19 protein-coding genes and 1 pseudogene are annotated in these 20,373 nt (G+C 69.7%); 10 read left to right on the top strand and 10 right to left on the bottom strand.

The window, feature by feature from the left end; all coding sequences use genetic code 11:
- Positions 1 to 124 precede the first annotated feature (124 nt).
- From CIB93_RS05365 to CIB93_RS05355, 4 genes are read left to right on the top strand one after another with little or no spacing between them, the layout of a single operon-like run.
- Positions 125 to 859, top strand: coding sequence for a CDP-alcohol phosphatidyltransferase family protein (locus tag CIB93_RS05365; RefSeq protein ID WP_096624609.1), 735 nt, complete (start codon positions 125 to 127; stop codon positions 857 to 859).
- 15 nt (positions 860 to 874) lie between these two features.
- A complete protein-coding gene (locus CIB93_RS37720) occupies positions 875 to 1,024 on the top strand; it encodes a hypothetical protein (protein WP_179499979.1) in 150 nt (49 codons plus the stop codon).
- Complete coding sequence (locus CIB93_RS05360) at positions 1,021 to 1,584, top strand: PRC-barrel domain-containing protein (protein ID WP_096624607.1); 564 nt, start codon at positions 1,021 to 1,023, stop codon at positions 1,582 to 1,584. Before CIB93_RS37720 ends, CIB93_RS05360 begins: the two co-directional genes overlap by 4 nt.
- Positions 1,584 to 2,012 (top strand): PRC-barrel domain-containing protein, encoded by a 429-nt coding sequence (locus tag CIB93_RS05355; protein WP_096624605.1) that lies wholly within the window; start codon positions 1,584 to 1,586, stop codon positions 2,010 to 2,012. Before CIB93_RS05360 ends, CIB93_RS05355 begins: the two co-directional genes overlap by 1 nt.
- 278 nt (positions 2,013 to 2,290) lie before the next feature.
- Here CIB93_RS05355 and CIB93_RS39565 read toward each other — a convergent pair whose 3' ends face one another.
- The 5 genes and pseudogenes from CIB93_RS39565 to CIB93_RS05340 form a co-directional block, all read right to left on the bottom strand.
- Entirely contained in the window at positions 2,291 to 2,431 is a 141-nt protein-coding gene (locus CIB93_RS39565) for a DUF6381 family protein (RefSeq protein ID WP_179499976.1), read from the bottom strand.
- A gap of 85 nt (positions 2,432 to 2,516) precedes the next feature.
- Complete coding sequence (locus CIB93_RS39560; RefSeq protein WP_373558714.1) at positions 2,517 to 2,879, bottom strand: hypothetical protein; 363 nt, start codon at positions 2,877 to 2,879, stop codon at positions 2,517 to 2,519.
- Between the two features lie 260 nt (positions 2,880 to 3,139).
- Positions 3,140 to 3,649 (bottom strand): annotated as a pseudogene (locus CIB93_RS39555) (cytochrome c biogenesis CcdA family protein); the annotation flags it as partial.
- Between the two features lie 6 nt (positions 3,650 to 3,655).
- Complete coding sequence (locus CIB93_RS05345; RefSeq protein ID WP_096624603.1) at positions 3,656 to 4,237, bottom strand: redoxin family protein; 582 nt, start codon at positions 4,235 to 4,237, stop codon at positions 3,656 to 3,658.
- A gap of 137 nt (positions 4,238 to 4,374) precedes the next feature.
- Complete coding sequence (locus CIB93_RS05340) at positions 4,375 to 5,034, bottom strand: peroxiredoxin-like family protein (protein ID WP_096624601.1); 660 nt, start codon at positions 5,032 to 5,034, stop codon at positions 4,375 to 4,377.
- Positions 5,035 to 5,143: 109 nt separating this feature from the next.
- On the opposite strand from CIB93_RS05340, the gene CIB93_RS05335 reads away from it, so the two are divergent.
- Positions 5,144 to 5,764 carry a TetR/AcrR family transcriptional regulator gene (locus CIB93_RS05335; RefSeq protein WP_096624599.1) on the top strand — a complete coding sequence of 207 codons (621 nt, stop codon included), beginning with the start codon at positions 5,144 to 5,146 and terminating at the stop codon, positions 5,762 to 5,764.
- 884 nt (positions 5,765 to 6,648) lie between these two features.
- On the top strand, positions 6,649 to 7,671 hold the full coding sequence (locus CIB93_RS05330) for an LPXTG cell wall anchor domain-containing protein (RefSeq protein ID WP_096624597.1): 1,023 nt from the start codon (positions 6,649 to 6,651) through the stop codon (positions 7,669 to 7,671).
- A gap of 703 nt (positions 7,672 to 8,374) precedes the next feature.
- Here CIB93_RS05330 and CIB93_RS05325 read toward each other — a convergent pair.
- The 4 genes from CIB93_RS05325 to CIB93_RS05310 form a co-directional block, all read right to left on the bottom strand.
- Positions 8,375 to 9,028 (bottom strand): sortase domain-bontaining protein, encoded by a 654-nt coding sequence (locus CIB93_RS05325; RefSeq protein ID WP_096624595.1) that lies wholly within the window; start codon positions 9,026 to 9,028, stop codon positions 8,375 to 8,377.
- 11 nt (positions 9,029 to 9,039) lie between these two features.
- Positions 9,040 to 9,837 carry a hypothetical protein gene (locus CIB93_RS05320; protein ID WP_096624593.1) on the bottom strand — a complete coding sequence of 266 codons (798 nt, stop codon included), beginning with the start codon at positions 9,835 to 9,837 and terminating at the stop codon, positions 9,040 to 9,042.
- A 427-nt stretch (positions 9,838 to 10,264) separates the two neighbouring features.
- Entirely contained in the window at positions 10,265 to 10,801 is a 537-nt protein-coding gene (locus CIB93_RS05315; protein WP_096624591.1) for a hypothetical protein, read from the bottom strand.
- On the bottom strand, positions 10,801 to 12,240 hold the full coding sequence (locus tag CIB93_RS05310; protein WP_096624589.1) for a molybdopterin-dependent oxidoreductase: 1,440 nt from the start codon (positions 12,238 to 12,240) through the stop codon (positions 10,801 to 10,803). The genes CIB93_RS05315 and CIB93_RS05310 overlap by 1 nt, the downstream gene beginning before the upstream one ends.
- Before the next feature lie 800 nt (positions 12,241 to 13,040).
- Here CIB93_RS05310 and CIB93_RS05305 point away from each other — a divergent pair.
- From CIB93_RS05305 to CIB93_RS05290, 4 genes are all read left to right on the top strand, one after another.
- Positions 13,041 to 14,642 (top strand): DUF4331 domain-containing protein, encoded by a 1,602-nt coding sequence (locus tag CIB93_RS05305; RefSeq protein ID WP_096624587.1) that lies wholly within the window; start codon positions 13,041 to 13,043, stop codon positions 14,640 to 14,642.
- Positions 14,643 to 14,739: 97 nt separating this feature from the next.
- On the top strand, positions 14,740 to 16,104 hold the full coding sequence (locus CIB93_RS05300) for a tetratricopeptide repeat protein (protein WP_096624585.1): 1,365 nt from the start codon (positions 14,740 to 14,742) through the stop codon (positions 16,102 to 16,104).
- Positions 16,101 to 17,801 carry a nickel/cobalt transporter gene (locus CIB93_RS05295; protein ID WP_096624583.1) on the top strand — a complete coding sequence of 567 codons (1,701 nt, stop codon included), beginning with the start codon at positions 16,101 to 16,103 and terminating at the stop codon, positions 17,799 to 17,801. Before CIB93_RS05300 ends, CIB93_RS05295 begins: the two co-directional genes overlap by 4 nt.
- An 82-nt stretch (positions 17,802 to 17,883) precedes the next feature.
- Complete coding sequence (locus CIB93_RS05290; RefSeq protein ID WP_096624581.1) at positions 17,884 to 19,005, top strand: IS630 family transposase; 1,122 nt, start codon at positions 17,884 to 17,886, stop codon at positions 19,003 to 19,005.
- 21 nt (positions 19,006 to 19,026) lie between these two features.
- Here the strand turns inward: CIB93_RS05290 and CIB93_RS05285 are convergent, their stop codons facing one another.
- Entirely contained in the window at positions 19,027 to 20,112 is a 1,086-nt protein-coding gene (locus CIB93_RS05285) for a pentapeptide repeat-containing protein (protein WP_096624579.1), read from the bottom strand.
- Between the last annotated feature and the right edge of the window lie 261 nt (positions 20,113 to 20,373).

Here is a 20,373-nt window from a genome sequence, read left to right as displayed (position 1 = left end):
CGCTGTGTCCGAAGCGACACTACGGCCCGGTGAGCCCCCACGATCGGTGAGCGCGCCCACGTACCCGCCGAGGACTACGGTGGCGGCACATCGCCTGTGCGATCCAGGAAAGGGTTGGGGATAGGTGCCCGTATCCGATCTCGCCGACAGCCGTGCCGCCACCGACGCTCTCCTGCACGCGCTGAAGGCCGGCCGCTGGCGGCCCCGGGCCATCGCCGCTTTTCTGGCCGTGGCAGCCGACCGGTCGCTCACCCAGGCGGCGCTGCGTCCCCGGGCACTCGGACAGCTCACCGCACTGCACAGTGTCCTGTTCGCCGCGGCCTGCGGCCGTGGCGGCAGGAACTGGGTGGCGGCCAGCTGGACCCTCAGCATCCTCCACCTCGGGCTGTTGGAAGACCGCGACCGCCTTGCGCTCGCCGACGCGCTCACCCTCATCCGCGGCAACCTCCCCGCGCTGCCCGCGGGCAGCGGGCGCCGAGCCGGACTGACGGCTCTCGCCCTGGACGTGGCCGACGGACGCATCGCCCGCAGACAGGGCACGGTGACCCCGTTCGGGGACTACGCCGACACCTTCGCCGACGCCGCGTTCTGGACCTGGTTCACCCTGCGCCACGAACCCCACCGCACCATCCGGGCGGCTGCCGTCGCCGCCTGGGTCCTGCCCGTCGTCGCCGTCACCGCCACCGGCGTACGACGCGGCCGGATGCCCCAACGGCCCCGCCCCGCCCTGCTACGGCCGGCCGCAGCAATGCAGATCCTCCTCGCCGCCCGCCACCTCAAGCGCCACCTGTCTGCGCCATCGACAGCCACACCGGCGCACCTCATACTGAAAACAGGGCTTGGCGCGGCCAGGCCCTGAGCCGGGAGGTCGCTCATGGACTGGTGGCTGTGGGTTGTGATCGTCCTGGCGGTGTTGGCGCTGGGCGCCGTGTCACTGCTCGGGGTACAGGCGCGTCGTCGTAGCGGCGGGGTCATCGCGGGCGGCAGACACCACCCGCGCGGCGGAAAGAAGCCGGGACCGTGAGCGGCTACGTGCGGGCCGGCGAGATTGCGAAACTGCCCGTGGTCACCCTCGGGGGAGACGACATCGCCCAGGTCAAGGACATCGTCTTCGACGCTGTCGGCGGCAGTGTTCGCTGCTTCACCCTCAGCGGGCGCGGCTTGTTCTCCGGTCCGCTCAAGCGGGACCTGCTGTGGAACAAGGTGCACGCCCTGGGGCCGGACGCGGTGATGATCCGCGACGAGAACGCCCTCGCCGACGACGATCAGGCGGCCAAGGACGCCAAGGCCACCGGCGGCGGCAACGTCATCGGCTCCCGCGTGATGACCGAGGGCGGCACCGACCTCGGCAAGATCATCGACGTCATCATCGCGACGGGCCGCAATCCGGCCGTGGCCGGCTACGAAGTCGAATCCCCCGCACAGGGCCGTGAGCACCTTCTGCTGCCGGTGATCAAACCTGTGGCCATCTCCGGCGAGAGGGTCCTCGTGCCGGACGCGACGGGCGAGTTCACCGCCGGTGACCTGGCCGGGTTCGCCGAAGCCGCCCACGGCCTGCGTACCCGCCTCGAACAGGAGAACTGATGCTGTTCAGCCAGGCCAAAGGACGCAACGTCGTCGCCGTGAGCACCGCAGAGACCCTGGCCACTGTCACCGGTCTCAGCATCGCTCCCGCACCCGCCCGCATTGCCGCGCTGCGGGTCAAGACCCGCGGCCCCGGCACCCAGGTGACCTGGAACAACGTGCACTCCTTCGGCCCCGACGCGGTCACCGTCCGCACACCCGACACCGTCCAGGGCGACCAGGACACCACCGCCCCCGCCGACAAGCACCACGACCCGATCGGCAAACGCGTCCTGACCGAAACCGGACAGGACCTCGGCGCCCTCGGCGACATCGACTTCGACGAAACCACCGGCCACATCCAACGCCTGATCACGGCCGGCCAGGACATCCCCGGCGAACGCCTCCTGGGCGCCGGTACCTACGCCATCGTCATCGCCGTCCCTTAGTGCCCGGGGGCGTGGCCGGGCCCCCGGGCCGCCCAGGGGGCGTGATGTGAGTCGCTTGACCAGCGGAGATGGCGCTTGGTCTACCGCCCACACGCACTGGCGCCACCGAGCCGTGCTGGACGGGCTCCCGAGACGGGGGCATTGCGTTGGTCGCCCGGTCGGTCTGCTGTGATGTGTGGGCGGTGCGCGAGATGGCGGGGCGACACCGAGGGCGCGCCGCCTGCGAGCGGTCGGCGCGCCGCGCTGGAGAGCGCGCCTGCCACAGGTGCTGGCGTCACTCATTCCATGGGGTCCCCGTGCCGCTCCATGAGGCGGCGCTCCGCGGCTTCCCGTTCGATCCTGCGGGCCTTGTCCTTGAGGCGCTGGCACTCGTCAGGGTCGGTGCAGTGCTCGGCCGCCAGCCGGAGATCGTCGGCCATGGTCTGAGGCGGCCCGGAACGGCTGCCCGGCTGGTCGGAAGCGTTCACCACTGTCCGCCCTTCTTCAGTACCCGCAGCATGCCCATCAGCCGACGCATCTGCACGCTCCGTACTTGGTTGTCGCTCGCAGTGCCCTGGATGGGGCTCCGCTATGGGTGGGAGACGGTGAACAGGGCCCCGCCGGGGTCCCGGATGCCGCAGGTAGTACCTCTGTACCTGTACCGCATTCCGGCAGCAGGGGCGAGGGCTGGCCTCCGGCTGCGATGGCTGCCTCGACGGCCCGGCCAGTGTCCTGGACGTGGAAGTCGGTGATCCACCGGGCTTGGTCCTGCGGGTCAGGGACGGTGGCGCGTAGGGTGGCAACGTTGCGGCCGGAAGCCTGGACGACGATGGATGTTTCTGCGTAGTCGAGTGTGCAGCCGCCGGGTGGTCGGGCCCAGCCGAACACTTCGGAGTAGAAGGTCGCCGATGCGAATACGTCGCGGGTGTGCAGGTCCAGGCGGGCTGGGGCACTGTCGTGGCCGACCGACCAGGCCGGTGCGTTGCCCTCCCAGAACCCGAAGGTCGCTCCGTCGCGGTCGGCGGCGAGCACGGCGCGTCCTTGCCCGAGGGCGAGCGGTCCGACGGCGATGGTGGCGCCGCGCTCCCGTACCCGGTCCGCGGTCGCATCCGCGTCATCCACGGCGAACCGACGATGAGGCCCATCCCCGCGGCGTATGCGGCGAAGAGGAGTACTCCCTCACCTGTTGATCCGCTGCGGAAGGCGGAGACGACGATGGCGAGGAAGGGGGCGATCGTGCAGCCGAGCGAGGCGGTGGCGTAGGCCATGCCGAACAGGGCCATGGACGGGAGGGAGCGCGTCACGGCCGGGGCTCTACGGACCTTCGGTGTGAGGGAGGGAAGCTGGCGGCCCATCAGCAGCCACCCTCCGGCAAGGGCCATGAGCAGTCCGAAGCCGATGGTGAACCAGGGGAGGTGTTCCTGGACCTGTCCGGCGACCAGCTGGACGGCGAGGCCGAATATGCCGAAGAGGGTGGCGAACCCGATGGTGATGGCCGCCGTGGCGGTGAGTGCTCTGCCGATGGCGAGCCTTCGGCTGGGGTTGTCGTCGCCGAGGACGAGGAGGGAGAGGTAGGCGGGCAGGAGCGCGAAGCCGCACGGGTTGACGGCGGCGAGGATGCCCGCGCTGAGCGCGAGGGCGAGCGGCAGGTCGGACACCGGGGATCAGCCGGTGAGCCCGGCTACCTTGTCGGCCAGGCCCTTTCCGCCGGGCAGGACGCCTTCGTAGGTAGTCCTGCCGTTCTTGTCGAGGATGACGTATCGGCTCTGTTCGGTGACCTCGAAGCGCTTCCACGCCTCGCCGTTCTCGTCGGAGAGGTGAGGGAAGCCGCCGCTGCCGGTTTCGGTGACGAAGGCTTTCATCGCGGCGTTCTCGTCGAGTCCGGCGATGCCTACGACGTTGGCCCGGCCCGCGTACTCCGCGGCTACTTTCGCTGTTTCGGCGGCCTGTGCACGGCACTTGGGGCACCACGGTGCCCAGAACCACAGCACGGTGGGCTTGCCCGCGAGGGACCGGGCGTCGAACGCTTTCCCGTCGACCGTGGTGCCGGTGAACTTCAGTGCCGCGGGAACGGAGGCGCTGCTGTCTTCCTCGCCGTCGCCGGAGGGTGTCGAGGGCTGCGCCGAGGCGGCCGGTTCCTTTGGCAGCGACTGTGTGGTGTCCGTGCCCCCGGTGTCCGTGCCGCAGCCGGTGAGGGTGAGCAGGGCGACAGCCAGGGAGCCGGGGAGCAGGGTGCGGGCGCGCATCGAGAATTCCTGAGGATTCGGGGGAACGGATGTGAGCTTAGGCGGGGGCGGTCTGCTGTTCAGCGGTGTGGGTCTTACAAGTTGGTGACGTCCCGGCAGGCGCCCTCCGGGCGACGGCTGCGGGGTGTGCCGGGTGATCAGGCGGACGGGATGTTGAGCTGGTCGAGTGCCGCGATGATGTCGGCGGGCTCGGCGCGGGTGGTGTAGTCCGTGGCCACGAAGGCCCAGCGGATGGTGCCGTCGCGGCCGATGACGTACGTCGCCGGGAGCGGCAAGGTCCGTGCGTGCCCGCCGTTGACGCGCTGGAGGTCCATGCCGAAGCCGTCGTACACGGAAGCGAGTTCGTCCGTCAGGTCGAAGGCGAGACCGTACTGCCTGGCGGTGGCGGAGCCGACATCGCTCAGTACGTCGAAGGTGAGGTCGTGTTTCTGTACGACGGAGAGGGACTCGTCGGCGATCTGGGGCGAGACGGCGACAAGGCGGGCTCCACGCTCGGTCATGGTGCCGACGTGCTGCTGGAGGGCTCGCAGGGCGAGGTTGCAGTAGGGGCACCATGCGCCGCGGTAGAAGGTCAGCACCACCGGTCCCGACGCCAGAAGGGAGCTGAGGCGGACCGTTCCTCCGTCTGCCGCGGGCAGGGCGAAGTCGGGTGCCGTGTCACCGGTGTTCAGCGCTTTGTCGGCCTGTCCGGATTCGGCGAGTTCACGGCCGGCCCTGTCCATGATCTCCCGTACGTGCTCGGGGATGTCCGACTGCCGGCTGGCGTAGAAGGCGCGCAGGTCCGTGTTGAGGCCCATCGTGGTTCCCTCCGATGCGTATCTTGGAATGATCGGTTCAAGATGCCGTCGATCCGGTGGGCGGGGCGAGTACCTTGGAGTCGTTGATTACGTCGACGGCGAGGTGAGCATGCCGGATGTCAGGCACTTCGATCCGGACACGGTCCTCGAAGCGGTGGTACGGCTCTTCTGGGAGAAGGGTGTTGCCGCCACGGGCATTCAGGATGTGGTCGGCGCGACCGGACTCAGCCGCTCCAGCCTGTACGCCACCTTCGGCGGCAAGCACCAGCTCTACCTGGCGGCGCTGGAGCGGTACACCCAGCAGAGTTCAACGCCCTTTCTCCGGCGGCTCGCCGAGGACGGACGCGGGCTGCCGGCCGTGTTCGACTTCTTCTGTGCTCTGATCGACGTCCGTTGCGCGGGTGAGTACGCGCGGTGGGGCTGCATGATCTCCAACGCGTACGTCGGCGCCGAGAACACCGACGCTGACGTACGTGCCGTTCTGGAGTACCAGCACGGCACCCTGCGGAACGCCATGCGCTCGGCACTGGCCACGGCCCGGTCGAAGGGGCAGCTGCACCCGGGTGCCGACGTGGAGGCGTCGGCCGACCTCCTGGCGTTGGTCGCCCACGGTGTCAACCTGCGGTCCCGGGCAGGGGTGAACGCTCCGGAACTTCGCAGAGTCGTGACCGCTGCGATGGAGGGGATCAGTTCCTCTCGGAGGAGTCCTGCCGGCTTCGGCGATACGTGAACGCGGAGCGAGGTTCGCCGCACCGGTAGGACGAACCCGGCAGCACGGGAGGGCCTTGTGCCAAAGCCCGCCCCAGGCAGGTCAGGGTGATGCCGGGCCGGAAGGGGGCCCAGTACGACTCGCCGGTCCGGCAGCCTCGGTGGCTGGGCGGGGTTCGCGGCTGCCGGCCGGTGCAGCGGGTGCGGGCCGCGGGGCGAGTATCGCGCCGGCCGGCCTAATGCCGGGGCCAGGGGGTGTCTGACGGCAGGGCCCACCCCTGGCCCCTCTGACCGGGCATGACACGCTCCAGTGCCATCCAGTGCGCGACCAGCGCCGCGTAGATCGGCTCACTGACCGTAGGCGGGGCCAGTTCATTCGGCCGGTGCCCGGGATAGGCCGCGGCGTCACTGTGGTCACGCCGCTTCAACGCGCGAACACCGGCGAGGTCACCCGCGGCGGGTGCGGCGTTCGCGCAGCACGGTGTGGACCTGGGCGCTACTGGCGAGGTGCCTTGGGCTGAAGGCCCGGACGCGGGTCGCCCGCCTTCCCGTCGGCAAGGTGGCGGATCGCCACTTCGCCCTCGGAGGGGAAAAGTGAATAGCACCGTCGTCCGGCTCTCGGGTGCTGAGCGGGCCCGGCCTCGTGGGGCGCGCTGTGAGGCCGGTGGCATCTTCCGTGACCGTGGCCTCCCGGTCGACGCGACCGCTCACTGCCAGGCCTGTGTCACGGGCGGACGAGTTTGAACGTGACGCAGATCACGGATGCGTACGAAGGTTGCGCACAACTGTTCGTCATTCTGGCTTGTCATGTTTATGGCCTCACTCGTGTCCCCCCATGTCGTACTCGGGCGGCCTCCCAGCCTTCGTGCCGTCCCCGACCGGCACCCAGACTCCGTAAAGGTCTCCATGAAGCTCCGCCGTGCCATGGCGGTCGCCGCAGCGACCGCCGTCCTCACCCCGCTCACCCTGCTGTCCGCGACCGCAGCGGTCGCGACACCCAGCCCCACCCCGACGACCTCCGAGACCTCCCCGGCTCCTGAGGAGTCGGAAACGTCCCCGGCTCCTGAGGAGTCGGAGACCTCGCCCGCCCCGCAGGAGTCGGAAACGTCCCCGGCTCCTGAGGAGGCCGCGACCTCGCCCGCACCGGAGAAGTCCGAGACCTCCCCGGCTCCCCAGGAGAGCGCGACGACGCCTGCTCCCTCCGCGACCCCGACGTCCCCGGCGGATATATGCAACGGTGAGGAGGAGCCCACGCTCGACAAGAACCTGCGTACCACCTTGTCGGGACTGCCCTCCAAGGTCGTCGCGGGAAGCGGGTTCCACGGCTTCGAGCTGAAGGTGGCCAACAAGGGTGACAGCGCCTACAAGCGTGTCGACCTCGGCGTGTTCGCGGCACAGGTCGACACCGACACGTGGGAGGAGACCACCGGTCACCTCACGCTGCAGTTCAAGAACCCCGACACGGGGCAGTGGACGGACATCTCCCTGGACGAGAACGACGAAGGAGCCGGCTACCTCGGCTACACCGACGTGCGCGCCCAGGAGTCCTTCTCCATCGACATGCGCCTGAGCGTCGGCAGGAACGCCCCCGAAGGCTTCGGCTTCGCCATCAGTATCGGCGTCTACGCCGATGACAAGGGCAACTGCGTCTTCGCCGGTACCGATTCCTTCTACGAGTTCGACATCCTCGCCGCCGGCGCCGAGCCCGGCAATGTCAACGACGCCGAGCCCCAGGAAGGCGGCAAGAAGCCCCTCCCGGTCAAGCCGGCAGGCGCCACTGAGATCAACCCCGAAGGCACCCTCGCCCAGACGGGATCCGACTCCAACCTCCCCGTCATCGCCACCATCGGCGGCCTCGCGATCCTCGCCGGTGCCGGCGTCGTCTTCGGCCTCAAGCGCCGCCGCCCCAACGCCACCCCGACAGCCTGACGCCTCGGCGGACGCTCCTCACACTGCCGCGATCGTAAGGAGGGTGCGATTCGGCGTCGCGGAGAGACGGCAAACCACCACTCCGCTACCCTGCCCATGCCCCGGCAAGAGAGCCGCCAGGCCCAGCGCGGGCTAGCACTCTTCGTGGGGGCTTGCGGGCCGACAGGAGCCGACGAACGGTGACCTGGCGCAGGTCACTTGTCTGCCCCTTCTCGACTGCTGTCTCACCGAACGGCAGGTCAGCCCTCCTGGTCGCAGCCAGAAGGCTCTGACCTGCCGTTGCGTCGGCGGAGTCGCTGGCCTTACCCTCTCGCCGTGCGGCCCGCGATCAGCGCCACACCGGTGGCCTCGAACGCGTAGTCGATCATCCGGTGCGGAACGAAGCTCGACCCCTCACCGACGGGCAACGACTCCCTCGCGAAGCAGCCCGAATGTGCCAAGGGGCATGGGCAGGGCCGCCCGGCGGTGACGTGGCGAGCCGCCTTCACTCGGCCGTAGAAGCGCCATGCGGGCTGGCCCGGGAGGCGCGGCAGTCGGATGCGCGTCCGAGGCCGCATCTCGGCGCACAGATCTCGGCCCGTCCCAGATCCGCCTTCCAGCATCACGCCCGCCGGCGCTTGCTCCGGTCGGCGGAGCGCCCGTCCGGACAGTGCTCGGGCCAGGTGCCCGGTTCACGGAGTTTTCCGTGTCCTGCGGGCGCGTATCAGGACTGACCCGGTCCGGTTGCCGGTTGGGCGCTGACGACGAGGTTGGCTGTGTAGGTGCGGGTGGTGGTGTCCCAGTCGGCGCAGGTGATCAGGGTGAGGAGGGGGTGGGTGGTGGTTGCGTAGACGGATTCGGCAGGGAAGGTGTCCTGGTCGTAGACGTTGAGTGCGGTGACGCTGAAGTGGGCGATGGACTTGTCGCGGCGGTGGACGGTGATGCGGTCGCCCTTGCGCAGGGCGCCCAGCGAGTAGAAGGCGGCGGGCCCGCGGGTGGTGTCGAGGTGCCCGACGAGGAGGGCGTTGCCGCGTTGGCCGGGGGTGACGGATCCGGAGTACCAGCCGGCGTGGTCTCCCTGGCCGGGAAGGGCGATGGTTCCGTCCTCGGCGGTGCCGACCGTGTCCACAGCTGCGTCAAGTCCGACGGCAGGCGCGGTGATCCGTACGGGCCGGGACGGGCCGAGGACCGGCAGGTTCCGGTCCGCAGCGGGCTGGGCGGGTGCTTGGTGGGTGCGGGCTGCTGCGGGCGGCGCCGGAGGAGGCTGAGGAGGGTACGTGAAGGCTGCGCCGGCCAGGAGTGCGAGTCCGGTCGCCGTGCAGGCGGTGGCCGCCGCGGTGCAGAGACCGCGGCGGCCACAGATGCGGCTCGGTGCCATGGCTGAACGGGTCAGTTCTGGCGGTTCGCGCGGCGGCGCAGGACAAGGGCTCCGCCGGCCGCGGCAAGGAGCACCGCTCCGCCCGCCGCGGTGGCTGCCGTGCTGACGGGGGTGTCCGAGGCGGCGAGCTGGGTTCCGCCCTGGCCGCCGTGGACGGGTCCGTCGGCGGACTTCTTCAGCGCCCCGCACAGTGCGGGGTTGGTGGCCTCGGCGGGCAGCTTGGGGTCGAGGTCGCTGGGGCCGAGGTTGTCGTCGTACTTGCCGTTGTTGTTGAAGTCGATGCCGTGGACGACGACGACACCGGTGCCCTCGCGCAGACTCTTGGCGGCTTCGTCGCTGAGCTTGATGGTCCGCTCGTAGTGGTAGTCGGAGCCGACCGGGAACCGGTCCACGGCCAGACCGGACCCCGGCCCGGTGTCACCCTTCGTGGTCAGCGACGTGCCGATGCCGCCGTAGAAGGGCACCCCGTCGGTGGTGTTGAGGAACCGCTTGCCGTTGCGGACCTTGGCCGCCGACTCCGGAGGGCAGACGCCCTTCGCCGCGATGTGGAAGTGCTGCGCGTGCGGCGCGCCGGCCAGCAGGCCGCTGACCTTCATCTTCACGTGCGCCTCGTTGCCCTTGAGGCGGACCTGGGCGGTCCCGTAGCCGGTGACCTTGTTGACCTTGAACGGATCCAGCTGCGCGTGCAGCGTGATCGCACGGTCACCGTGCTCCTTGGACGAGTCGTCCGCCAGCGCCGGCGAGGCCAGCGCCACAGCAGGGGCAAGGACGGTCAGCGCCGCCAGTATGCGGACAGCAGACTTCGACATACAGCTCTCTCCTCTGAGTCAGTGGGGCAGGCGCACATCGACGCCCGACGTGTGTTGTGTGTACCTGCCGTTTCCGACACCGACTCTCTGCCGCCTCCGGCGCACCGACCACCGGAGCCACCTCGCCCCGATCTCCACCACGGGCCGCACCAACCACCCGCCCACCTGGCCTGTTGCGTCAGCGACAGCATCAGAGCGCTATGAACGCGTGCACGCGAACGGGTGCACCTATTCAGGCGCTCGGGCACAGGCGGAGGGGTATCGGGATCGCTCGCTCCCTGCAGGCCCCAGGACCACCGGCAGCGGCCGGGGAGGAAGCGGGGATGCCCGCCCTTGCGCCTGCCGGTCAGCGGGCTCGGGCTCTTCGGATGGTTCCAAGGACAGCCAGGAGGCTGCGGCCGGTGCCGCAAGTCGTTGCCCGGCGTCTTCACGCCTCCGCGGCCGCACCGGACCGCGAGTCGTCCTCGGGCGTTCGCCGGGAGGAGGTGGTGCGGGAGCGGAACAGGCGGATCAGGAGGGTGAGGGCGGAGAGGGCGAACAGTACGGCGGTGATGAGCAGCCAGCGGCCGAGGAAGACGTCGTCGGGGAGCGTGGTGTAGGCGGTGAACCGGTTTCCCCTTTGGAGGATGAGCGGGAAGTACGTCAGGAACAGCAGACCGGAGAGGAAGACCGGGACCCGGACGTGGTTGACCCAGCTCCGCCCCGGGGCGGAACTCGCGCCGGCCGGGGGGCCGGGCGGCCGGTGGAGGCCGCCGAGGACGATCTGGGCGGCGCGGTCGGTGAAGGTGTACAGGGGCAGCAGGACCAGATCGTGCAACAGGGCCGCCCCGGCGAACCACAGGACGACCATCCAGGGTTCCTGACCGGACAGCAGCCTGATTCCGGCGTAGCCGGTCAGGGCGAACGAACCGAGGACGAGGAGCAGGTGCAGGGGCGAGGCGCCGTAGCGCTCCTTGAACGCCATCACGCGCGGTCTCCGAACGTGAGCGTGGTGACCCACTTGGTGTTGTGCACGCCGGGGTTGGCCGGGACGATGACCCGCGCCGGATAGCCGTGATCGGCGGAAAGGTCGGCGCCGTTCACCTTGAGGGCGAGCAGGGACCGGGCGTCGCGGACCTGGTTGTCGCGCAGGGTGGTGGAGCGGAACGAGCCGCTGCGCTGCGCGGACTGTACGAAGACACCGGGCGCGAGCTCCGCGAAGCCGACCAGGGCGGCCAGGTCCCGCAGACGAACGCCGCTCCACAACTGGTCCTGTGTGGACCAGCCCTCCACACAGGCGATCGGCAGGGCCGCGCTGTGCTGGGGCAGCGCCAGCACCTGCGCACGGGTGAGAACCCGCTCCTGCCCCTGTCCCCGTACGACCAGGCGCCAGGCGGGCCCCACATCACGCGGCCGGATGCCCACGCCGGCCGCGGTCTTGTTGACCTGGAAACCGTTCGGTCCCGGGCCGGGGTCCTGACCGCGCGGGGCCAGGAGTGCAGTGCCGCGCCAGGCCCCGCCGATGCTCTGACCTGCCGTCATCGCGAACAGCAGCAGCGATCCCGCGCCGACCATACCGAGAGCGCCGCGCCGGGAGATGGTCGGCGCGGCAGGCTCCGGCGTGGTCAGTCCGGTCGGGTCGGTCATGCTGGTCGGGCCGGTCGTGGCGAGGGCCGCTCCGGCTCCGGCCTTCGTCGCGGCTGGGCGGCGCAGTTCCTCGCGCAGGCCGCCGTCGCGGAGCATGCGGACCATGAGGGGGATGCGGAGCGCGACGTGGAGGACGAACGCTCCGATGAAGACCCAGGCCCCGTAGAAGTGCAGGGGGTAGAAGGAGCCGGGGAAGATGTAGTCGAGCTGGATGTTGAGCAGCCCGGTCGCGAACTCGAAGAGCACTCCGCCCACCAGCAGGAGCAGGGAGAGGCGCTCCAGGGCATGGCTGAGCGACTTCACCGGCGGCCAGCTGAAGAGCCGGGGGACCACCGACCAGAGCTTCGCCAGCAGCACCGGGATCAGGACGATGCCGAGCGTGACGTGCACCCCCTGGTTCAGGCGGTACAGCCAGTGCGGATCGGTCGGCCAGGAGAACAGGTAGAAACCCAGCCACCCCCGGTCCGGAGTCTTGTCGTTCCCGCCCAGGTCGGGGTTGTAGGCGGCGTAGGAGAGCAGCCCCGTGACGAACATCAGAGGGATGCCGACGAGGAGAACGGCACCGAACACCGACGTCAGCCAGGGGCCGCGCAGCGGGCTGCGCCAGAACCCCGGCCGGGTCGGCCCGACCGGAGGACCCTCGCGCAACAGACCAGCGACGCCGCGCCGGGGGCGCCCGGGCGGGCGGAGAGTCGAGCCTGTCCGTGAGGGCTCAGGGGCCGTAGGTTTGCCGCGTGGGCCGACGGGGCTCCGGTCCTGCCCATGTGGCTCGCTCATCGATCCCCTCACGCCGACCCGAACTGACGGAGAACCACCAGAACACGCCCTTCCGTGCTTCTCGGGATCGGAGCGCGTGTCTGCTGCTCGCGTCACCCGCTGGTGCGGCAATACGCCCGCCTGCCGGAGTACGGCCGCGCGCCGGGACTTCCCCTGCTCAGCGGCGTGACTGAGTGAGGCAGCGGACGTTGCACACGGGGACACGTGCAACAGTCCGGCGCCCCACGTCGGACTCCGTGTGACGGCCCTGACCCCTGCCCGGCGTCAGGGCCGTCGTCACGTGAAGTCATTCGTCCGGTGGCAAAAGCCCAGCGGGCGGTGACGGGCCCGCTCCCGGCCTTTGGGCGACACCGCTTTCCAGGAGTCCCGCTGCGCCGCACGAGTGAATTCCCCCCGTCAACCTTATTGCGAGAGTGTTGCAATAGCAGAGGGTGTGACCCTTTCGGCCCAGTAGACGGCAACTGTGTCGCCGTTGATTTTCGCGGCACGCCCTTCTCGTGGATCTGCCGGTCCCACCAGCCCTTTTCATCCTTCGAAGACCCCACGGATCGGGCCAAGGCGTAGTCGAGGTGTGCAAAAGGCGGGATTTCAGCGTGCTTGTCTACGGATGCGAGGTTGTTGCGTGCCGGAATGAGCGCTTCTCTGCCTATCCGCCCATGCGCCCCGATTCGTGTCGGCCCGGTCCAATGCGAGATGTCTTGCCGCCGCGCCGAACGCTATCCCCCATCAGCCACCTCCTGCCTTCCGTACGCCTTCACAGCGCATGTCTGGCAGGGGAGTCAGCAGACAGAAGGAATGCCGTGAAGGTTTCACAGGCCAGGCCCCGTTCGCGACGTGTCCTGGACCGGTCCCTGCTCGTGCTCGGTGCCACCACGCTGGCCGCGGGACTCGGAGCGATGACGCTCGCCCCGGGTCTGAGCGCGGCCTCCAGCCACCGCGAGGCGCCCTTGATCGCGGGTGACCCGCGGGCGGACAACACCGACGTGTACGCGTTCACCAGCCCCGACAAGTCCGACACCGTCACGATGGTGGCGAACTGGATCCCGATGGAGGAGCCCAACGGCGGACCGAACTTCTACGCGTTCGGCGACGACCTGCGCTACAACATCAAGATCGACAACACCGGTGACGGCGTCGCCGACGTCACCTACAGCTGGCGCTTCCGCAGCAGCTACCGCGACGACGCGAACCAGTTCCTCTACAACACCGGCCAGGTCACCTCGCTGAACGACCCGGACCTCAACTTCCGCCAGGTCTACGACCTCGTCGTCACCACCGGAGGAAAGAGCCGCACCGTCCTGCGGGGCGTCCCGGCCGCGCCGTCCCGTACGGGCCAGGGGTCGATGCCCGACTACGCGGCCCTGCGGAAGCAGGCGACGTTCGGTCTGCCGGGCGGCGGCAAGACGTACGCGGGCCAGGCCGAGGACCCGTTCTTCGCCGACCTGCGTGTCTTCGACCTCCTGTACGGCGGCGATCTGAGCGAGCGAGGGCAGGACACCCTGGCCGGCTACAACGTCAACACCATCGCCATCCAGGTCCCGAAGAAGCAGCTCGCCCTGAGGGGCAACTCCTCCCGCAACCCGGTCATCGGCGTGTGGTCGACCACCGACCGCAAGGGCGTCACGGTCAGCGACTCCCGCGACAAGGGCACCGGCCAGCAGTGGAAGCAGGTCTCGCGCCTGGGGAACCCGCTGGTCAACGAGGTCGTCGTCCCGCTGAAGTTCAAGGACGCGTTCAACACCCTCAACCCCAGCCAGGACCGCACCGTCCAGCCCGTCGTCGACAAGGTACTCGACCCGATCCTGCCCAAGCTGATCCAGCAGGTCTACGGCATCCCCGCCCCGCCGGCCCCCCGCAAAGACCTCTTCGAGATCTACCTGACCGGCATCTGCAAGGCCTGCGGTCCGATCAAGGCAGACCTCAACGCCCACCGCCTCAACAAGGACGCGGTGCTCAGGAAGATCGTCCCGGCCGAGGAGCTGCGCCTGAACATGGCGGTGCCCCCCACCGCCAAGCCGCAGCGGCTCGGAGTCCTCGCGGGCGACCTGGCCGGCTTCCCGAACGGGCGCCGCCTCGCCGACGACGTCATCGACATCTCGCTCCAGGCCGTCGAAGGCGCCGCCCAGACCGGCGAACTCGTCCCCGCGCTCGCGGACGGCGACAAGGTCAACGCCAACGAGGTCGCCTTCGGCACCTCGTTCCCGTACGTCGCGCTGCCGCACACCAAGAACGTGAACCGGGGCCCGGGCGCGGCCGGGCGCAACGCGGAGCAGTCCTCGACGGAGAACACCGCGGCGAGCCCCGTCACACAGACCACCCAGGCCGCGGCCTTCGCCGGGGCCGGCGCGCTCCTCCTCGGTGTCGGCGGCTTCCGCCTCCGCCGCCGCGGAAAGGACAGCTGAACCTGGCGCAGCAGAACACGGATCGAGGCTATGAAGGTGTCCGGGCCGGGAAGCACCACCCCGGCCCGGTGCCACCGAACCATGGGGATGACCTTTCGTGCACCCGGACCACACCGAACCCCCCGCACCCACGTCCACGCCACCGCCCGCCCCCTCCCGAGGCCACCGGCGGCTGCGGAACACCGCGGTCACCCTGGCCCTGGGCACGGCGATGTTCGCCGTCGGCGCGGTCATGCTGACACCCGACGGCACCACCGCTCCCCGCCCGGCGAGCCACGGCCAGTCGGCCGGTGCGCCCCGCGGGTCGATCGAAGCACTCCAGGCCCGGGCGGCCCGGCTGCCGAAGGACCCGGGCGGCTGGGCCGCCCTGGGAATGGCCTACGTCCAGCAGGCCCGCTCCACCGCCGACCCGGCGACCTACAACCGGGCCGAAAAGGCGCTGAGGACCTCCCTCACGGTGCAGAGCGCAGAGAACACGGACGCCGAGATCGGCATGGGTGCCTTGGCCGCGGCACGCCACGACTTCCCCACCGCGCTGCGCTGGGCCCGCAAAGCCACCACCAGTGGCCCCCACAGCTCCTCCGCGTACGGCGTTCTGGCCGACGCCTACACCCAGTTGGGCCGCTACGAGGAAGCCGACGAGGCCGTGCAGAAGATGGTGGACCTGCGCCCGGATGCCGCGTCTCTCGCCCGTGCCTCCTACGCCTTCGAGCTCAAGGGGGACACCGAACGGGCCCGCGCCCTCATGCGCCGGTCCCTGGCCGCGGCGGCGACCCGGGCCGACACCTCGTTCGCGCACAACGTCCTGGCAACCCTGGACCTCCAGGACGCCGATCCCCGTGCAGCCCTCGCCCGTACGAACACCGGGCTGAGGGCCGCCCCGGGCGATTCGGCTCTTCTGGAGACCCGGGCCCGCGCCCACATGGCCCTGGGCAACACCGCCAAGGCCATCGCCGACTACCGGGCAGCCATCGCGATCGCGCCCCTGCCGCACTACCTGCTGGGCCTGGGCGAACTCGAACAGTCCCTGGGCCACCGGGAACAAGCCGAAGCGCAGTACACCCTCCTGCGCGCCCAGGACCGCATCCGGGAAGCCGCGGGCGACCCCGCCGACACGGACGCGATCCTCTTCGAAACCGATCACGGCGATCCGCGACGCGCCGTCACCATGGCCGAGCAGACCCTGCGCACCCGCCCCTTCGTCGCCGTCCACGACGCATACGCCTGGGCCCTGCACAAGGCCGGCCGGCACAAGGCGGCCCTCGTCCAGGCCGACAAAGCACTGGCCACGGGGACACGCAGCGCACTCTTCCACTACCACCGCGCCGCCATCCACCACGCCCTCGGCGACGACGAAGCGGCCCGCCGTGATCTGAACGAAGCGCTGCGCGAGCCAGAATTCCACCCCCTGCACGCCGACGCCGCCCGCGACCTGCTCCAGCGAATCGACACCACACCATGAACCACACCCTGCGCCGAGCCCTCACCACCCTGGCCGTCACCACCCTCGCCGCCGTCGCGAGTGTGGCGTCAGCGCCCACCGCTGCAGCCCACCCATTGGGCAATTTCAGCGTCAACTACCACACGGGCCTCGTCCTTCGGCCCGACCGGATCGACGCTCGGATCGTTGTCGACCGCGCGGAGATCGCGGCGCTTCAAGAGCGCCCCACCATCGACTCCGACAGCAACGACACCGTCAGCGACAGGGAGTCACGTGTCTATGCCGAGAGAGTCTGTTCGAATCTGAGCGAACAGCTGCACCTGAGCGTGGGCGGTACGCGAGCAGACTGGAAGCAGTCCTCGGCCACCCTGGTGTACGAGAACGGGGAGGCAGGACTGAAGACCAGCCGCCTCACCTGCCACCTGAACACTCCGGCCGACCTCACCGAGCGGGCCGACATCCGCGCCTCGACGGACTACGACACCACGCGCATCGGCTGGCACGAGATGACCGCCACCGGCCAGGACGTCAGGCTCACCAGGACCGACGTACCAGCGACCTCTCCGACCCGCGAGCTGCGCCAGTACCCGCAGGACCCCCTCGCCTCCCCGCTCGACCAGCGCACAGCATCGCTGCGCAGCGAACCCGGGCAGGGTGCGGCCTCCGTCCCTTCCGTGGTGGCGGATCTCCCCGGCGCGGGTGTGATCAGCGGGGTGCTCGCCAAGGTCACCGGGGTCTTCGACTCGTTGGTCGGGGCCCGTGAGATCACCCTGCCGGTAGGACTGCTGGCTCTGTTTTTGGCCTTGGTCCTCGGGGCGTCCCACGCGGCGATGCCCGGCCACGGCAAGACCATCATGGCCGCCTACCTCACGGGCCGCCGCGGCACCAGACGGGACGCCCTCACCGTCGGGGCCACCGTCACCCTGACGCACACCGCCGGCGTCCTCGTCCTCGGACTCGCCCTGCCCGTCTCCACCCACCTGGCAGGAGAAACCGTCCTGATGTGGCTCGGAGCCGCCAGCGGCCTCCTCGTCACCGGCATCGGCCTCTGGCTCCTCACGGGAGCCGTCCGAGGCAGGCCGCAACACAACCACCATCACCACGGCCCGAACCACAGCCACAGCCACGTCGACCACCACCACGACCACCATCATGATCACGACCACGGCCACCGTCACGGCCACGGCCACGGCCACCATCATGATCACAACCACGGGGCCGACAGCCCGCACCACCACGGGCACGTCACCCCAGCCTCCGCACACGACAGCGCGCCGGCCGGGGAACTCCAGGCGACCCCCGCGGTCGCGACACTCGCCCCGCCGGACCACGAACACCACCCGGCGGACACGTCCACGGCCCCCCGAAACGCCCGGCGGACGAGCCGCTCCGGCCTCATCGGCATGGGCATCGCCGGCGGCCTCGTCCCCAGCCCCTCCGCCCTCGTCGTGCTCCTCGGCGCCGTCGCCCTGGGACGCACCGCCTTCGGCGTGCTCCTCGTCATCGGCTACGGACTCGGCATGGCCGCCACGCTCACCCTCGCCGGACTCCTCCTCGTACGCCTGCGCGAACGGATCGAGAGCCACGACCGGGCGCGAACCCTCCGCCACCACCCCCTGCTCCGGAAGCTGGTGCGGACCGGACCCGTCGTCACCTCGCTCCTCGTCGTCGCCGTCGGCCTCGGCCTGACCCTGCGGGCAGCGACAGGGAGCGGCTAGTGCCGTGACCGCATAGGTTCGCCGGGTTGGCGGTTGGGCCGGTTGGATGTGCGGTGACGTCCGTTCCGACCGTGGAGGTGCGGTGGCTGAGCCTGTCCGTGTGCGCAGACTGACCGACCAGGAGGGGCAGCGGCTGCAGAAGATCGTGCGCCGGGGCAGTACCAGTTCAGTGCGATACCGGCGCGCGATGATGCTGCTGGCCTCGGCGGGCGGGAATCGCGCGCCGGTGATTGCCCAGCTGGTGCAGGCCGACGAGGACACAGTCCGGGATGTGATCCACCGGTTCAACGAGATCGGCCTGGCCTGTCTGGACCCTCAGTGGGCGGGAGGCCGTCCCCGCCTGCTCAATCCTGACGACGAGGACTTCGTCGTCCAGACGGCCACCACCCGCCCCACCAAGCTCGGCCAGCCCTTCACCCGCTGGTCGCTGCGCAAGCTGGTCGCCTACCTGCGGAGAGTGCACGGCCGGATCATCCGCATCGGCCGCGAGGCATTACGCTTCCTGCTCGCCCGCCACGGCGTGACCTTCCAGCGCACCAAGACCTGGAAGGAGTCCCCGGACTCCGAACGCGAAGCGAAACTGGACCGGATCAAGGACGTTCTGGGCCGTTTTCCGGACCGGGTCTTCGCCTTCGACGAGTTCGGGCCGCTGGGGATCCGGCCCACCCAAGGCTCCTGCTGGGCCGAACAGAACAGACCCAACCGCCTGCCGGCGACCTACCGCCGCACCCACGGCGTCACCTACTTCCACGGCTGCTACTCCGTCGGCGACGACACACTCTGGGGCGTCAATCGCCGTCGCAAGGGCACTGCCAACAGCCTCGCCGCGCTGAAGTCGATCCGCGCTGCCCGACCCGACGGCGCCCCGATCTACATCATCTTGGACAACCTCTCCGCCCACACCGGCGCGCACATCCGCCGCTGGGCGAAGAAGAACAAGGTCGAGCTGTGCTTCACCCCGACCTACGCCTCCTGGGCCAACCCGATCGAGGCACACTTCGGCCCTCTGCGGCAGTTCACCCTGGCCAACTCCAACCACCCCAACCACCCGGTGCAGACACAGGCCCTGCACCGTTACCTGCGCTGGCGCAACGCCAACGCCCGCCACCCCGACGTGCTCGCCGCACAGCGCAAGGAACGCGCCCGCATCCGCAGCGAGAAGGGCATCCGCTGGGGCGGACGACCCCTCAGTGCAGCCGCCTGACGGACCCCCTCAGTTGGAACATTAAGCCGAACGCAGTGGCGGGACGTTCCTCGCGAGCGCGGCGGCGTGCAGCAGGATGCTCGGCTCGGTGCCGGGATCCTCGACCATGACGACGCCAGACGCCTGGATGTCGAAGCCTGTCGGCCAGATGGTGACGTCGCTTGCCAGTGCGCCCTCCAGCTTCGCCCGTGTTAGGTCGGCACGGGTGAGGTCGATTCCTCGGAAGTCAGCCAGTCTCAGATCCGCGCCGGTAAACTTGGCGCCATGGGCTCGCGCCTTGCGCAGATTCGCCTCCCGCAGGTCGGCCCCCGAGAAGTCAGCGTCGCTGAGGTCGGCCCTGACCATGCGAGCGCCGCGCAGGTCGGCTTCGATGCAGCGGCTCTGGTGGAGAATCGATGTCCCGAGCTCCACGTGCCGCATGTTGGCCCCGATCAGCGATGCCTTGGTCAGGTTGACCTGGTAAATACTCGCCGCTTCCAGGCAGGCGCCGTCGAAGTTGATGTGGTGCAGCCACAGTCCGTCGCAGTCGGCCCGACGCAGGTCGGTGTAGCTGACATTGAGCCAGTCGGGCTTGCCTTCCTGACACAGGACCCCGAGGCCGGTGAGCGCCACCTGGGCATCCGGGGCACGGGTTTCCAGCGGAGGCACGGAGTTGATGGAGGCTTCCGACGCCGGGGAGTCCTGCCCCTGCGGAGGCCATGGCAGGTGAGTCCGGAGGAACGCGGCCTTGATCGAGATGACCGCCTCCCGGTCGTGAGCCGAATGGTCCGCGATCCGCCACAGTGCGTAGAGGCCGCCAATCCGCACGTCCGTCTTCTCGCTGCCGAGCTGGTCGACCGCCCGGCTGAAGCGGTCGGTGATGTGTCCCTCCCGGGTGGCGTTCAGCCCCTCCTGGTTGACCCTCAACTGCCGCCAGGTGGCGTACGCGCCGAAGAGAACGACAGCGCCACCGACCGCCTGCACGAGCGTCGTGCGTACGTTGTTCACAGCTGTGAGCCGTTCAGCGGCCGAGATTCTGGACCCGCCGAGATCGCGCTCGACCACCAGCCCTGGCAGCACCACGACTACCACGACCAGCGCGGCTAGCACGGCCAGCCCCGACGCCACCGCGAAAAGAGTGGAATTGACCCGACACCGCCGAGAGTCGCCCGGTATGCGCCGCCTATGAGTAGATCCCCCCGCATCCATGCACACATGATCGCAGGACGGCCCGGAAGCCGGTGTACCTATCCGGTCAGAGCACTAGCTCCAGCGAACGTCCCTGCGGGGATACAACCACGCACCGAGGGGGTCGGCCTCCTGTACGGGCGCGAGGAGTGCCCGCACGACGCATCTGCAGCAAGTCCAGGAGGCTCACTCCTCGGGCAC

The sequence above is a fragment of the Streptomyces sp. WZ.A104 genome, from assembly GCF_002382885.1.
Lineage (GTDB): Bacteria > Actinomycetota > Actinomycetes > Streptomycetales > Streptomycetaceae > Streptomyces.
This window is presented reverse-complemented; position numbering and strand designations above follow the sequence as displayed.